Genomic DNA, 15,838 nt, shown 5'->3' on the forward strand with positions numbered 1-15,838 from the left:
AGTTTTATATCACAAAAAAAGAGATAGGTTGTTGCAAAATTAACTTGTGCAGCAATCTATCTTTTATGTTATTAATAATAAAAGGAATCTGCTAAATATAAAAATTAAATTATATTATTAGCAGATTCTTGGTTATATAATTTTATTGTTTACATTCTTGAAGTAAAGCTGTTTCAATATTTTTAACTAATAAATCATTATCAGCCTGATTCATAGATTCAATATTATCAATATCGATCTCACCAAGAGCATATATTTTTTCTGTATCAAGCGATTTTTTAATATCTTTTTCAAAAGCTTCGTTTAGAGCTAAGTGAGCGTCTGCATAACCTAAAGACCATTTACCATTACAAGAATCAACAGAAGATGTTATCAATGATACTACAGAAATTTTCTCCTTTGAATCTCTTACTGCATATTTACATAGATAACTTAGATGAGGGCTAAGAGGAGAGATGATTATATCAGGCAAACCTATATCATTTAGAAGTTTTTTGTATGAGATGGCATAGACCTCTAAATCAGCGAATTCAACATTATTTAGTCCATAGTAGTATCTTTCTTGTACTTCCTTCTCCCATTCTTTATTTACAGGAGCCCAAAGTTGGAAAACTCTGACTCTATGATTTCGCCTAATTAATCCTTTGTAAATATTCAGTAGAAGTTTTTCTTCTGGTTTAGTTCCATCTATAGAGAATAAAACTATGTCTATAGTCTTTGTATTTGTATTCTTAGTGTATTGATCTAACAAAACATTTTCTATTCTATCTATTATAAAGTCATCATCAAATTTTCTAACTGATGAAATACAATCTTCTTGGCTAGGCAAATTAAGCTTGCTTTCTTGAATTTGATTTAAAATATTAGCAAGTTGATTTGAATCCTCTTTATTTATTAACCATCCATTTTTATTATTCTCAATTAACTCCATGGTACCTTCACATTTTGTAGCTAATACGGGAATCCCTCTTGCAAGAGCTTCTAAGACAGCTATTGAAAAACCTTCAAAGTCAGAAGTTAGCATCAATATTGAAGTCTCTTTGATAATATCCCATGGTTTGTCTTGCCAACCAAGCCATTCTATATTCTTATCTATATCAAGGCTTATTGCTAATTGCTTTAACATTTCAGTATCAATGCCAGAACCTATAATTTGTAGACTCCAATCTCCTTGTACTTTAGCCAAGCCCTTAAATAATACATCTAATCTTTTTTGAAAATTAACTAATCGCCCTAAGAATAATAATTTCAATTTTCCTTCAGGCCTATTACATATGCTAGATTTGTTTATAGTTACAGGATTACCAACGAGTTCAATCATATGAGGAGCTATAAGTCTTTCCAAATCTAACATAATGCTTTTGCTTATAGCCAAATGGTAATCTGCATAACATAATAGTTGTCTATCGCCAAGGCGATCAATTGGCAAGTGACACCAAGAGACTATAGGAGTATGCTCAGTGCTATTTTCGTTTAATACTTTATAGCACACATAATTTAAGAAAGGATGTAGGGTAGGAAGTACAACCTGTGGCTTTTCCATAGTTTCTAGAAGTTCTTTGTATTTTTTTGCATACTCTGTATGAGGTGAGTTCCAAGGAAGAGATTGTCCAAAATAATAAAATTCATCTATAAAGTTGAGCCATTCCTTGTGTTCAGACTCGTATGCTAAAAACACTCTTACTCTGTGTCCACGTTTTATTAAGCCTTTTTGCAATTTTATTATTGCTTCTTCTGTTCCTCCTCTTCCTGAAAGATAGTACAAAACTATATCTATTATCATTTAAATTAGATCTCCCTTCTCTTAAATATTTTTTTAAATAAGCTTTCCATGTTATCTACTACATCAATAACATCTAAGTCTTGATTTGTTTCCATGAATATATTAGTTTTTTGCATCAATTTTATTAATGATATAACAGGAGTTTTTCTTTTAATATCTCTTAAGGTATTATTTTCTGTATTGTTAAATTCATGTCTATTAAGCAAAAGAATTGCATCTGGGTTTCCGATTCTACTAATTAATTTCATATACATTATGCTGTATTGATCAATAGGAGCGTGAATGTTAAGATCTAAGCCATAAATGTATCTCTCAACAATTCTATCTGTGTCCACAAATATCGTAGAGTAGGTTGGTTGAAACAATCTAACTCTATATCCACGTTCAATTAATTGATTGTATACACCTAAAATAATAGATTGTATTTCTTTTGTATAACTTTCATCCAGTAATAAAAAGTCGATTACTTTTCTATTTTGATTTCGTTTGTATGCATCTAGCAATACTTTTTCAATTTTGTTTGTAACTGCAGTTTCATCATATTTTTTTACAGACGCTATGCATTTCTCGGCAGTAGGCAGCATAATAGATTTTTCTTGAATTTTATTTAATAAGTCAGCAAGTTGATTTGAATTTCCTCTATCAATAAGCCATCCGTTCTCTCCATCAGTTATTATTTCGCTTGGACCTTCTGTTTTTGTTGAAATAACAGGGATACCTCTTGACAAAGCTTCAGCTATAACTAAGGCAAAGCCTTCATAATCAGATGTCATCAGTAACAGAGAGGCTTCTTTTACTTCTTCCCAAGGTTTTGTTTTCCAACCAAGCCATTCAATATTATCTGATATATTTAAATCTTTAGCCATTTGATTTAACATATTATAATCAGGTCCATTACCAATTATCTTTAAGTTCCAAGGACCGTTAACTTTTGCAAGTGCATTAAATAATACATCTAATCTCTTACCTCCATTTTCAAGCCTGCCTACAAATAGTAAAGATAAGCCTGTTGATGGTCTTGGACATACAGTTAGTCCTTTTGTAGTGATAGGATTACCAACAAGGTATATATTTGCTGGATTAATGAATTTACTTAATCCTTGTTGCACACCTTTGCTTATAGCGAGGTGGATATCGCTATAGTTTATTAATGGTGTTCTAGCATAGGAAGATACTTGAGCATGTATCCATGATATTAGAGGTGTATGCTCTTTCTTATCTTCATTTAAAGCGAGATAACATAATTGATTGCAGAAAGGCTCGTGTGTTACGAGCATAACATCTGGTTTTCCTATTTTTGAAATAATTTTGTTATAGTTAGCTGCATAATCTCCTATAGATGAGTTCCAAGGAAGACCTGCACCAAAAAAATAGAATTCAACTAAGTTTTTCCCCCATTCCTCATATTGAGGTGAATAAGATTGAAAGATTCTAACTCGATGTCCTTTAGCAATAAGACCATTGGATATTTTTGTTGTTACATCTTCAACTCCACCTCTACCTTCACAGTAAAATAATAGTATATCAATTATCATAACTAACAACTCTCCTTATGATGCTATATAAATTTAAGTTAGGCTTGTATATTTAATATATGAAGTAGCAGTATTAGATGTTATTCTATAAAGTTTTTATATAAAATAATTAGAGATTTTAGCTATTTATTCTGGCAGTAGTTATACTAAGAATTCAATTTTTCTATTTTAGATAAATTATAAAAAATTCACGATTAATTAAAGTCTAACATAGCTTAATTTATAATTAATTGTGTTACAATATAAGTATATAATTTGAAAAGATTGGCTATATAAAAAAGGGGCGATATAAATGATAAAAGACGTATTTATAAACAACAGAAAAAATTTATTAGAAAAAGTTGAAGATAATTCAGCCATTATACTTTTTGCAGGTAAGGCACCAGTAAAGTCAGCAGATGAAGACTATGCTTTTACACCAAATAGAAATTTTTATTACTTAACAGGTGTAGATGAACCAACTCATATCTTAGTGTTAACTAAGATTAATGGTACAAATAAAGATACTTTATTTGTATTGAGACCAGATTTAGAAAAGGAAAAGTGGGTAGGAAAATCTATAAGACCTAATGAAGCAACAGAAGTTTCTGGTATAGAGGATGTTCAGTATCTAGATACTTTTGAAGCTGTAATAAATAGATTGATAGTAACTGAAAGCATTGAAAATATATATTTTGACTTAGAGAGAAGAAGTATAGATGATGAGAAGAGTGTGGCTGAAGTATTTGCTAGTAAGATAACTTCAACATATCCTCAAGTGAAAATAAAGGATATTTATAATAAGATAAGTGAATTAAGACTTATAAAATCAGAAGAAGAAATAGAAGAGATGAGAAAAGCAATAAAGATAACCATTGAAGGAGTAGAGTCTTTGATGAAGAACTCAAAGCCTGGCATGAAAGAATACGAGTTAGAAGCATATTTTGACTTTGTATGTAAAACTAATGGTGCAAAGGATTATGCATTTAAAACAATAGCAGCAGCAGGAAAGAATGCTACAATACTTCATTATGTTGATAATAATTCTGAAATTAAGGATAATGATTTAGTATTATTTGATTTAGGAGCACAAATTAATTACTACAATGCAGATATTACAAGAACAATTCCAGCTAACGGAAAGTTTACAGATAGACAGAAGGAAGTATACGAAGCTGTGTTAAGAGTGAATGAAAAAGTAACAAAGAGCATAAAGCCAGGAGTTAACATATTGGAATGGAACAATCAAGCTACAGAGTTGATAGCAGAAGAATGTATTAATCTTGGACTTATAAAGGATAAATCAGAAGTTAGAAAATATTATTGGCATAGTATAGGACATAGTCTAGGATTAGATACTCATGATGTAGGCAAAAGAGATGTAGAATTCAAGCCAGGTATGGTATATACAGTAGAGCCAGGCATCTATATTGAAGAAGAAAGTATTGGTGTAAGAATAGAAGATGACGTTTTAGTAACTGAGGATGGTTATGAAGTTTTAACAAAGGATATGATTAAAACTGTTGAGGAAATAGAAAAGTTTATGAAAAAATAACTTTAGGCATATTCAGAAAATAAGTAGCTCCATGTGATATTTATTTTTAGATGCCTTATAAAGCAGGTGATAAATATATGAACTTTAAAAATTTTATGAATGGTAGATACGGTGTGGATATATTGTCTAAAGTAATTATTTTAGTAGCATTAATGTTTTGTCTGTTCCGTTATACTAGATTATTAGGATTATTATTTATAGGAGTTGCTTTTTATAGAATCTTATCAAGAGATATTTTTAAAAGGCAACAGGAAAAAATTAGATTTGATAATTTCCTTAAAGATATGGCCTTTAAATTTGGGAGTAAGGCTATGGGGTATAAAACACAAAAACCATTCAATCAAAGAGTTAATGACTGGTTTTCAGAGAAGAAGAATTATAAAATAGTTCAATGCTCTAGATGTAATCAGAAGCTTAGGGTTCCTAGGGGAAAAGGAAAAATAATAATTACTTGCAGAAAATGCGGTTATGAATTTAAGGCTAAAAGTTAGGCATTTTGAGAAAATAAATTTCGAAATTTTGGTATATAATATAGTTAATATTATATAAAAATAATAATTGGTAGGTGAGATTTATGATTAATGAAATAAAAAAGGCTTTATTAGCAGGCGTTGGCGCAGTAGCAACCACCTATGATAAGGCAGAAGAACTTGTAGGGCAATTTGTAGAAAAGGGTAAACTTACAGTTGAAGAAGGTAAAGAATTATCAGAAGAATTAAAGAGAGATTTTGATAGTAATACTAATAAAACTATTAATAAATTAAATTCTAAAATTGATGAAATAAAACCTATAACTAAGGATGAGGTAAGAGAAATAGTAGAAGGGTATTCATTTGCTTATAAAGGTGAGTATGATATTTTAAAAGAAAGAATTGTAACATTAGAGAGTAAAGTTGAGGAATTAGAAAAGAAGCTAAGTGACAGGCAATAATTCTTTATTTTCAGATGTCTAAAGGGAATTTTTAGCGTTTTCACGTTAAGATTCCCTTTTGCTTGAAATAAATTTTTAGAGGTGAGGTTATCATGCACAAAAAATCATTGATGCGATTTAAAGAGATTGTACGAATATTTACATTCTACGGCTTTGGATATATTATTGATTCAAAGTTTAATAAGCATGGAAATTCACCTGAAAACTTAAGAAAAGCTTTTGAGGAACTTGGTTCAACTTTTATAAAAATAGGTCAAGTGTTAAGTACGAGGCCTGATATAATTCCGGAAGAATATGTGAAAGAATTGTCAAAGCTTCAGGATTCTATTAATAATGAAGAAGGTTTTCATAACATTAAAAGGGTTTTCAAAGAAGAATTTAATATGGATATAGAAGAAGCATTTCAGTATATAAATCCTAACCCAATAGCAGCAGCATCCATAGCTCAAGTTTATGAAGCAATATTAAAAGATGGTAGAGAAGTAGTAGTAAAAATACAACGACCTGGCATTGACGAGAAAATAAACATGGACATACATATTTTAAAAAAGCTTTTAAAGTTAACAAAATTTGATGCAGATAAAATGTTAGTTGATCCTATGGAAGCAATAGAGCAAATTGAAGAACAAACTAATAAAGAGTTAAACTTTGTAATTGAGCAACAAAGTATTAAAGAGTTTAGAGAATATAATAAGGATGTTGCTTGCATATATGCTCCAGAAGTAATTGAGAAATATTCAGGGCATAAGGTTATTACCATGGAGAATATCAAAGGATTTAAAATTACTGATATAGATAAAATAGAAAAGTACGGATATGATAGGTATGATATAGGAAGGAAGCTAGCACTATCTTTTTGTAAGCAAATTTTTGATGATGGATTTTTTCATGGAGATCCTCACCCTGGCAATATTTTAATAAGAGAGGGGAAGATATGCTACATAGATTTTGGAGCAGTAGGTGTACTTTCAGATGCCCTAAAAAAGTCATTAAATGATGCAATAATTGCAGTGGCTTCAAGAGATATAAATAAGTTAGTTAACTTCATAATATCTGTGGGAATAAAAAGAGGCAAAATTGATAGAAACACACTATATATGGATATCCAGTATATGCTAGACATGTATCTATCAACTTCTATTAAAAATATTAAAATAGCTCAATTACTTGAGGAAGTTATAGAGATTGCTACTAGAAATAACATTCAATTACCAAAGGATTTTGTAATGTTAGCTAAGAGTTTATTAATAATTGAAGGTGTAATTGCAGAAATTGCCCCAGAACTAGATATCTTAGATATTATAATACCTTTTGTGAAATCTAAAAATAAGTACTATTTTAAAGAAGAATTGGATGCAGATAAATTATTGCTTGGACTTTATAGCTTTGTGAAAAGTACTAGTGAAATACCTTCGAAGCTCGTTGAGTTATCAGAAAGTATTACTCAAGGAAGAGCAAAGATACAGTTTGAAATAAAAGATGTTGATAAAACTACAAGTGAACTTAACAAAATGGTTAATAGAATAGTATTTGGAGTTGTTGTTGCTGGGATGATTATAGGATCTTCCTTGATCCTAAATTCTAATGCAGGACCTAAAGTAAAGGGTGTATCTCTAATAGGGGTTACTGGATATATAATATCAGCTCTTTTTAGCTTATATCTTCTTATATCCATAATTAGGTCTGGAAATTTGAAGTAGATATTATCATAAGATAAGTTGGGGGGATTTTATGCCAAAGATAGGTATGAGAAATTTAAAGTCTGCTATAGCAGTGTTTATATGTTTCTTAATATATTTAATTAGAGGAGATGGTATACCATTTTACTCAGCTATAGCTGCAATTTTATGTATGCAGCCATATGTATCTAATAGTGTTAAAGTTGCCAAAAACCGTACTATAGGAACATTTATAGGTGGTTTTTGTGGGATGATTGTATTGATTATAGAAAAACATTTTATACCTAAATCTATGCCAATGTTGCAGTATCTATTGATTTCAGCTAGTATAGTAGTGGTTATATATATAACAATACTGGTAAAGAAAACTACAGCATCATATATTAGTTGTGTGGTTTTCTTAAGTGTAACTGTGTCACATGGATTAGATGTTAGTCCATATGCATTTGCTCTTAATAGAATTCTTGATACCTTAATAGGTATTGCAGTATCTTTGTGTGTTAATATGTTCCATTTGCCAAAAAGAAAAAATGCTACAATGTTGTTTGTAAGTAATTTAGATGGAACTTTACTAAATTCTAAGGGTGAAATTAGTACATATTCTAAGGTGAAGTTAAATCAGATGTTAAAGAAAGATGCTCTTATTACAGTATCAACAGCAAGAACTTCAGTAACTGTGCTGCCAATACTAGAAGGTGTAGATTTTAAGTTGCCTATTATAACAATGAATGGAGCAGCATTATATGATTTAAAAGAAAAATCTTATTTATATTGTAAGACTATTGAATATGATACTTCAAAGAATATATTAAGTGTTTTTGATAAGTATGGATTAAATTGTTTCACTCATACAATAGTGAATGATATATTGCATATATATTATGGTGATTTTACTAATCCAGCGGAAAAGAAATTATATGAATCAAAAAAGTTACTGCCATTAAAAAATTATATTTATAGTCCATTGCCACAGAATCAGGAAGTAATTTATTTTACAGCTATAGATAAGCTAGATATTATTGAAAAATTATATAAGGATATTATGAGCTTAGAATGCAGCAATAAAATCGGAGCTATGTATTATAAAGATACAAATAATGAAGGGTACTATTATTTAGAGATTTTTAGCGAAAAGGCATCTCAAAAAAATGCTATAAATGAACTTAAAAAGCGTGTCTCTGCAGATACTATCATAACTTTTGGAAATGATGTTAAGGATATAGATATGATTCAGCTAGCAGACTATGGCTATGCTGTTGAAAATGCAGTTGATGAAGTAAAAGAAGTATCTCCGAATATAATAGGTTCAAATGATAATGATTCTGTAGTAAAGATTATTGAAAAGTTATTTTACTCTAAAACATTTTATAAAAAAAGAAAAACTAGAGATTCCTAGTAAAATTTAGTTTATAATGGAATGGGGCTAAATCTAGAAGTACAAGGAGAAAAAAATGAGTTTATTTCAAAGTTTTATTAAAAGTTTATATGATTTCAAAAATTATGCTAAGTTTTTATCTCATTCAGTTTTAAAAGTTACAGTTTATTTTTTATTGGTGACAGGAATTTTTGGAGCTTTATCAACAGTTGGGAGTATACCGGATATAAACAATTCTAAACAATTAAAACAACTAATTGATAACCATTTGTCACAAGTACCTGATTTTGAAGTTAAAGATAATGAACTTAAGATTGAAGGAAATATGCCTAAAATTCTAAAAGAAGGGGAAATGATGTTAAGATTTGACCCTGATACTGATGATGTTAAGGGAATTAAAGATGTAAAAGGTGCTATCTTTTTTGGGAAAAAAGCATTACATTTTATGCAACCTAATGGGTCATTTTCAGAAAAGAAGTATTCTGAAATAACAAATGTGAAATTCAATAAGAAATACCTTTCAGATTATTCTAGCTCATTAGGGTTACAATTGTTCATACAAATATTCATAAATATTGTAAAAAGTATAATGGTAGGATTAGTGATGGCTTTTATTACTGCATTGATTTCATTACAGTTTACAAAAATGGGTGGAAAAAAGTTGAAATTTGGAGAATTGTTTAAGTTAAGTATTTACGCTACTACAATTCCAATAATAATATATTCAATTCTATGCATAATAGCTATAAATTTTCAATTTGCAGCATGGATATTAATTATTATTCCAGTGCTATATGTTAGAAAAGCTATTAATTGTATGATGGCTGAAGAGGAAGCTAAGACAAAGAAGGTAAAAAAGAAGAAGTAATGTGTCATTGACAGAAAATTAAGAGTGTACTATAATGATGTTAAAATTTATACAAACTGTGAAAAGAAGAGTAGTGAAAAGGAATGTATGCAGAGAGTTGGGGTAGGTGCAAGCCAATGACAAGAATTTTCATGAAGATGGTCTTGGAGTTTATTTTTTGAAGTAATTTAGGAAAGTACGGGAGCAACCGTTATATTGCAGGATGATGAAAGTCTTGGACGGAGTTATCTATTACAAGGTATTTACCATAAGGTAAATATAAAGTAGAGTGGTACAGCGTATATAACGCCTCTATATAAGGAAATCTTATATAGAGGCTTTTTTATTTATAAAAAGTATTTAGGAGGCATTTTAAATGTGTAAAAAACCATATTATATTACAACACCAATTTATTATCCATCAGCAAATCTTCATATAGGAAATACATATACTACAGTAGCAGCTGATGCTATAGCAAGATTTAAGAGATTAACAGGCTATGATGTTATGTTCTTAACAGGAACAGATGAACATGGACAAAAGATTCAAAGAAAAGCAGAAGAAAAGGGTGTAACACCAAAGGAATTTGTAGATGAAATAGTAGCAGGAATCCAAGATTTATGGTCAATGATGGATATAAGCTATGATAAGTTTATAAGAACTACAGATGATTATCATATAAAGGCAGTACAAGATATATTTAAGAGATTATATGATCAAGGAGATATTTATAAGAGTTCTTATGAAGGATTATATTGTACACCATGTGAATCTTTCTGGACTGAGACTCAATTAGTAAATGGATGTTGTCCTGATTGTGGAAGACCAGTTGAAAAGGCTAAAGAAGAAGCTTATTTCTTTAAGATGAGCAAATATGCAGATAGACTTATAAAGTATATAGAAGAAAATCCTCATTTCATTCAACCAGAATCAAGAAAAAATGAAATGCTAAATAACTTCTTAAAACCAGGGTTACAAGATCTTTGTGTGTCAAGAACTAGTTTCTCTTGGGGAATTCCAGTAACTTTTGACGAAGAACATGTTATTTATGTTTGGATAGATGCACTTTCAAACTATATAACTGCTTTAGGTTATGGCAGTGGAAATGATGAATTATACAAGAAATACTGGCCTGCAGATGTACATTTAATTGGTAAAGATATATTAAGATTCCACACAATATACTGGCCAATAATGTTAATGGCTTTAGATTTGCCACTTCCTAAGCAAGTATTTGGTCATGGTTGGCTACTTGTAGATGGTGGTAAGATGTCAAAATCAAAAGGAAATGTTGTAGACCCAGTAGTTTTAGTAAATAGCTTTGGTGTAGATGCTGTAAGATACTATTTATTAAGAGAGATACCATTTGGTTCAGATGGACTATTCAATAATGAAATATTCATAAAGAAGATAAATTCAGATTTATGCAATGACTTAGGAAATCTACTTTCCAGAAGTGTGGCCATGGTTGAAAAATACTTTGGAGGAGTTATTCCAGCACCAACAGCGAAGGAAGATATCGATGATGAACTTATCAGCTTAGCTCTAGCTACACCTAAGAAGGTTGAAGATAACATAAATGCTTTAAAGATTCCAGAAGCTTTAGAAGATATTTGGACTTTAATTAGCAGAGCAAATAAATATATAGATGAAACAACACCTTGGATATTAGCTAAGGATGAAGATAAAAAAGAAAGATTAGGTACTGTTTTATATAACTTAATTGAGAGTTTAAGATTTACTTCTGTTTTACTTCAAGCATTTTTACCAACAACAAGTAAAAAGATTAATGAACAAATTAATGCAGAAGTTTTAAGCTGGAACAGTCTATCTGCTTTTGATGGAACAAGTGCAGGTACAAAAGTTAACAAAGGAGAAGCAATTTTCCCTAGAATAGATGTAGATGCTAAAATCAAGGAATTAGAAGAACTAAAGGCGCAGCAACAGCAAGAAACTGCAAAAGTTGAAATCCAACCAATTAAAGAAGAAATAACTATAGAGGATTTTGAAAAGCTTGATTTAAGAGTAGTTAAGGTAAAAGAGTGTGAACCTGTAAAGGGCGCAAAAAAATTACTTAAATTAAAGGTAGATCTAGGAGGAGAAGAAAGACAGGTTATATCAGGAATCTCTAAGTTCTACAAGCCAGAAGAATTAGTAGGAAAAAATGTAGTTTTAGTAGCTAACTTAAAGCCAGTAAAATTAAGAGGAGAGTTATCACAAGGAATGATACTTTGTGCAGCTACAGATGATGACAGTCAATTATTCGCTGTGGATCCAGGTAACGTACCAACAGGAAGCATAGTAAGATAAATTAGCTTAAGAATATTAAATCACAGATTTATATAAATAAGGGGGTTATTTATGAAAGTACTTATAGGAAACGCATGGCCATATTCTAGTGGTTCGTTACATTTAGGAAGATTATCTGCACTTATTCCTGGAGATATACTAGCTAGATATTTTAGGGAAAAAGGCGATGAAGTTATTTTTGTTTCAGGTAGTGACTGTCATGGAACTCCAATATCAATAACAGCAAAGGAAGAAAACAAGACTCCTAGAGAAATATCCAATCACTTTCATGAAGAGTTTAAAAGATGTTTTGAAAAGGCAAATATTTCTTATGATCTTTATACGAAAACTGATTCTGAATATCATCATAAGGTGGTAAAGGAGCTTGTAATTAAACTTTATGATAATGGATATATATATGAAAAAACCTTAGAACAAAATTACTGTGAAAATTGTAATGAATATCTAGCTGATAGGTATATAGAAGGAACATGTCCTCATTGTGGGGGAAGTGCAAGAGGAGATCAATGTGAGGAATGTTCAGAATTGTTAGATCCTGAAGATTTGATAGATAAGAGATGCAAGATTTGCCACTGTGAGCCAGTGTTAAAGACAACTAAACATTTATTTTTTAAGTTATCAGAATTTGAAGATGATATTAAAAAACTAGTTAAAACAGATGGAGCAAGCTGGAGAGCAAATTCAATTAACTTAACTAAGAGATATTTAAAAGAAGGTCTTAGGGATAGAGCAATAACTAGAAGTTTAGAGTGGGGTATAGATGTACCATTCCAAGGATATGAAGATAAAAAGATATATGTATGGATTGAAGCAATTATGGGGTATATCTCAGCTTCTATGCAAGTAGCAGAGGCAAGAGGAGAAGATTATAAGGAATATTGGGATAATGAGCAAAGTAGAATATACTTTGTTCATGGAAAGGACAATATTCCTTTCCATACAGTTATTTTACCTTCAATATTATATGGCCTGGATATAGGAAAATCTCATATACAGATGGTTTCATCAGAATATCTTAATCTTGAAGGTAAGAAATTTTCAACAAGTAGAAATTGGGCTGTATGGGTCCCATATATATTAGCGAATTATGATTCTGATTCAGTTAGATACTTTCTAATAAGTAATGGACCAGAGAAACGTGACTCTGAATTTACTTGGAGGCAATTTATTAATTCACATAATGGAGATTTGTTAGGTACTTTCGGGAATTTTATCAACAGAACATTAACTTTTATCCACAACAATTTTGATGATGAGTTAGTTAACTGTGGATTAAATCCTAAAATAGAGGAAGAATTAAAAGAAATGTATAAGGTAGTAGGAAGTAAAATTGAGAAATGTGAATTTAAGTCTGCTCTCGAATATGTGTTTTCGAATATAAAGGCAGCTAATAAATATTTTGATGATGAGAAACCTTGGATAGTAGTAAAAGAAAATGTACAAGAATGCAAGAATATACTATATAACTGTGTTCAGATAATTGCTAATTTAACAAATGTACTAGAACCGTTTGTACCTAAATCCTGCGAAAAGACAAGATTATTTTTAGGAATTAGTGAGCCTAAGTGGCAATATGTTGAATTAAAAGAGGTTAGAATAAAAGATATACAACTACTATTTGAAAGAATAGATAAGAAAAAAATATCTGAAGAGGTAAAACGACTAAAAGAAGGTAGGACATAAAAAAGGGGAGCCCTAGAATTGCTTGTCAAGGGGGACTGCAATTCTAGGGCCTTATATATTTTATAAGGTTTTTAAGGGGTAAAATTTGTTTAGTGCTTTAGCTACTTTACAAGTATTATATTACAGAAGTTTTATGTCAGCCATGTGTCAAAAAAGAAAAGAAATTATTAATAAACTAAAGTTCGCTTTCTAATTGTTCAACATCTAGAATTGTTATTGAAGAACGGTCATAGTCAATTAAGCCATCATCTTTCATCTTTATTAATTCTCTAGATAGTGAAGGACGTTGAACGCCTAGCTTTTCAGCCCATTCCTTTTTTGTCATATCAAGATTAATTATAGTTGTATTCGTTTTTCTATATTTCATGATTAAAAAGTCACAAATCATTTGTCTTAAAGAGGTCATGCTAATTTGTTTGATTTTTGAATTTAATGTTATAGCTTTGTTTGATAAAATACGAAGCAATTGTTTTAAAAAATATTCATTTGTTTGACATAATTTATAAACTAAATCCTTAGGAATATTCAGAACTAAGGATTTTTTTTTGCAAACAACAGACATGGGATAGCTATTTTTATCTCCAAACAATAAGTTCTCTCCAAAAACATTACCATCTTTAAGAGTAGATACCACTAAAATGTTTCCACAGGAGTCCAGTTTTTGAATTTGAATTATGCCATCTAAAACTACGCTTAAATTCTTGCATGTTTCGCCCTCCATGAAAAGTAGATCATTTTCATTATGAGTTTTTAATGAAATTTGAGGAGAAGACAACAAAGATTCTAGTTGTTTTTGCTCAAAGTGAGAAAATAGCTGGTAGTTTAGTAATGTAGATGTTACTTTATTTATATTATCCATTTAGAAAAATTCCTCCTAGTATATATGTCAAATTCAATTGTTAGTATAAATCTTAAGTTTAGCTTCTTATGTATATATTAATTAATAGTAATTCAATTTGCAATGAAATGATTTCATAACTTGAACTATGATGAACAATATTTTTAAATTATGTATATTGAGAATACTATACTTAAGATGTTGGGAAAAATACAATAAAAATATGACTATGGGCATAATATCCTAAAAATTTGGCAAAAATCCAGTTATGAATAAATAGGATAAGCATAGTTAATATTTATGTAAGTAATTCTAGTTTTTGGAAGTTTGACAGTTTTTCTGAATTGTGAGATAATTGAAACAAATCAAACGACATGAGGTGACTTTGATGGAAAACAAAATAATAAATATATTTGATTCTCATGCACATTATGATGATTCAGCCTTTGATGCAGATAGGGACGAGGTCTTGGCAGAGATACAACAATTAGGAGTAATTGGAGTTATAAATTGTGGCGCTTCTTTAGAAGGAGCTAGAATGTCTGTTGAGCTTTCTAATCAACATGATTTTATATATAGTGCAGTAGGGATACATCCAGAAAATGCTGGAGAATATAATTTAGAAGTTGAAAAAGAATTTAAAAACTTAACTTCAAGTAATGGAAAAATAAGAGCAATAGGTGAAATTGGTTTAGATTATTACTGGGAAGAGAATCCACCAAGGGAATTACAAAAAGAAGTATTTAGAAAACAGATGAAATTAGCTGAGGATTTAAGTTTACCAGTTATAATACATGATAGAGATGCACATAAAGATACCTTAGAAATAATGAAAGAATTCCCTAATGTTAGAGGTGTAGTTCACTGCTTTTCAGGGAGTGTAGAATTTGCTAAGGAATGCTTAGATCTTGGTTATTACATAGGTTTTACGGGCGTTGTTACATTTAAAAATGCTAAAAAGATTTTAGATGTTGCAAAAGAAGTACCACTAGAAAGAATGTTAGTGGAGACTGATGCTCCGTATATGGCTCCTGTTCCTAATAGGGGTAAAAGAAACCAATCAAATTACATCCTATCAATAATAGACAAATTGGCTGAAATAAAAGGGATGGATATAAACGACATAAGTCAAACTTTTATTAAAAATACTAGAAGCTTATTTGAAATATAATAAGTCTTCGGTGGCTAAGTATACGTTTTCTTGAGAAGTTATTCTAAAACGTAAATAACAATCATATAGTATAGAGATAAACATAGGCCATTTACATTTAAGAGTAGCCCCTCTATCAAAAAAATTACATTATTTCAAAACATTGTTTCAC

12 protein-coding genes and 1 other annotated feature are annotated in these 15,838 nt (G+C 30.1%); of the genes, 9 read left to right on the forward strand and 3 right to left on the reverse strand.

Annotated features, from left to right (window positions below; all coding sequences use genetic code 11):
* Nucleotides 1-142: 142 nt before the first annotated feature.
* On the reverse strand, nt 143-1,783 hold the full coding sequence (locus OCU47_RS19910) for a glycosyltransferase (RefSeq protein ID WP_261830316.1): 1,641 nt from the start codon (nt 1,781-1,783) through the stop codon (nt 143-145).
* A gap of 5 nt (nt 1,784-1,788) precedes the next feature.
* Complete coding sequence (locus tag OCU47_RS19915) at nt 1,789-3,318, reverse strand: glycosyltransferase (RefSeq protein ID WP_261830317.1); 1,530 nt, start codon at nt 3,316-3,318, stop codon at nt 1,789-1,791.
* A gap of 292 nt (nt 3,319-3,610) precedes the next feature.
* On the opposite strand from OCU47_RS19915, the gene OCU47_RS19920 reads away from it, so the two are divergent.
* The 8 genes from OCU47_RS19920 (at nt 3,611) to metG (OCU47_RS19955) (ending at nt 13,678) form a co-directional block, all read left to right on the forward strand.
* On the forward strand, nt 3,611-4,852 hold the full coding sequence (locus tag OCU47_RS19920; protein WP_261830318.1) for an aminopeptidase P family protein: 1,242 nt from the start codon (nt 3,611-3,613) through the stop codon (nt 4,850-4,852).
* 77 nt (nt 4,853-4,929) lie between these two features.
* Nucleotides 4,930-5,343, forward strand: a complete 414-nt coding sequence (locus OCU47_RS19925; protein WP_261830319.1) for a hypothetical protein — start codon at nt 4,930-4,932, stop codon at nt 5,341-5,343.
* A gap of 83 nt (nt 5,344-5,426) precedes the next feature.
* A complete protein-coding gene (locus tag OCU47_RS19930; RefSeq protein ID WP_261830320.1) occupies nt 5,427-5,783 on the forward strand; it encodes a phasin family protein in 357 nt (118 codons plus the stop codon).
* Between the two features lie 92 nt (nt 5,784-5,875).
* Nucleotides 5,876-7,483, forward strand: a complete 1,608-nt coding sequence (locus OCU47_RS19935; RefSeq protein WP_261830321.1) for an ABC1 kinase family protein — start codon at nt 5,876-5,878, stop codon at nt 7,481-7,483.
* Between the two features lie 31 nt (nt 7,484-7,514).
* Complete coding sequence (locus OCU47_RS19940; protein ID WP_261830322.1) at nt 7,515-8,858, forward strand: HAD-IIB family hydrolase; 1,344 nt, start codon at nt 7,515-7,517, stop codon at nt 8,856-8,858.
* A 55-nt stretch (nt 8,859-8,913) separates the two neighbouring features.
* Nucleotides 8,914-9,705, forward strand: coding sequence for a DUF1189 domain-containing protein (locus OCU47_RS19945; RefSeq protein WP_261830323.1), 792 nt, complete (start codon nt 8,914-8,916; stop codon nt 9,703-9,705).
* A 49-nt stretch (nt 9,706-9,754) separates the two neighbouring features.
* Nucleotides 9,755-10,001, forward strand: a binding site (T-box leader).
* A 59-nt stretch (nt 10,002-10,060) separates the two neighbouring features.
* Nucleotides 10,061-11,995, forward strand: coding sequence for a methionine--tRNA ligase (gene metG, locus OCU47_RS19950; RefSeq protein WP_261830324.1), 1,935 nt, complete (start codon nt 10,061-10,063; stop codon nt 11,993-11,995).
* 51 nt (nt 11,996-12,046) lie between these two features.
* Complete coding sequence (gene metG, locus OCU47_RS19955; protein ID WP_261830325.1) at nt 12,047-13,678, forward strand: methionine--tRNA ligase; 1,632 nt, start codon at nt 12,047-12,049, stop codon at nt 13,676-13,678.
* 175 nt (nt 13,679-13,853) lie between these two features.
* On the opposite strand, the gene OCU47_RS19960 is transcribed toward metG (OCU47_RS19955), so the two are convergent.
* Nucleotides 13,854-14,537: a Crp/Fnr family transcriptional regulator gene (locus OCU47_RS19960; protein ID WP_261830326.1), complete on the reverse strand. Its 684-nt coding sequence runs from the start codon at nt 14,535-14,537 to the stop codon at nt 13,854-13,856.
* 367 nt (nt 14,538-14,904) lie between these two features.
* Here OCU47_RS19960 and OCU47_RS19965 point away from each other — a divergent pair, with 367 nt between their 5' ends.
* The gene (locus tag OCU47_RS19965) at nt 14,905-15,687 is read left to right on the forward strand and encodes a TatD family hydrolase (RefSeq protein WP_261830327.1); all 783 of its coding nucleotides are present in this window, start codon (nt 14,905-14,907) and stop codon (nt 15,685-15,687) included.
* Nucleotides 15,688-15,838 lie beyond the last annotated feature (151 nt).

This window comes from Clostridium sp. TW13 (assembly GCF_024345225.1).
Classification (GTDB): Bacteria; Bacillota; Clostridia; order Clostridiales; family Clostridiaceae; genus Inconstantimicrobium; species Inconstantimicrobium mannanitabidum.

Coding starts and splice junctions, on each gene's coding strand:
- OCU47_RS19945 (WP_261830323.1), top strand. CDS start 8,914: ATGAGTTTATTTCAAAGTTTTATTAAAAGTTTATATGATTTCAAAAAT.
- OCU47_RS19920 (WP_261830318.1), top strand. CDS start 3,611: ATGATAAAAGACGTATTTATAAACAACAGAAAAAATTTATTAGAAAAA.
- metG (WP_261830324.1), top strand. CDS start 10,061: ATGTGTAAAAAACCATATTATATTACAACACCAATTTATTATCCATCA.
- OCU47_RS19930 (WP_261830320.1), top strand. CDS start 5,427: ATGATTAATGAAATAAAAAAGGCTTTATTAGCAGGCGTTGGCGCAGTA.
- OCU47_RS19910 (WP_261830316.1), bottom strand. CDS start 1,783: ATGATAATAGATATAGTTTTGTACTATCTTTCAGGAAGAGGAGGAACA.
- OCU47_RS19925 (WP_261830319.1), top strand. CDS start 4,930: ATGAACTTTAAAAATTTTATGAATGGTAGATACGGTGTGGATATATTG.
- OCU47_RS19960 (WP_261830326.1), bottom strand. CDS start 14,537: ATGGATAATATAAATAAAGTAACATCTACATTACTAAACTACCAGCTA.
- OCU47_RS19915 (WP_261830317.1), bottom strand. CDS start 3,318: ATGATAATTGATATACTATTATTTTACTGTGAAGGTAGAGGTGGAGTT.
- metG (WP_261830325.1), top strand. CDS start 12,047: ATGAAAGTACTTATAGGAAACGCATGGCCATATTCTAGTGGTTCGTTA.
- OCU47_RS19940 (WP_261830322.1), top strand. CDS start 7,515: ATGCCAAAGATAGGTATGAGAAATTTAAAGTCTGCTATAGCAGTGTTT.
- OCU47_RS19965 (WP_261830327.1), top strand. CDS start 14,905: ATGGAAAACAAAATAATAAATATATTTGATTCTCATGCACATTATGAT.
- OCU47_RS19935 (WP_261830321.1), top strand. CDS start 5,876: ATGCACAAAAAATCATTGATGCGATTTAAAGAGATTGTACGAATATTT.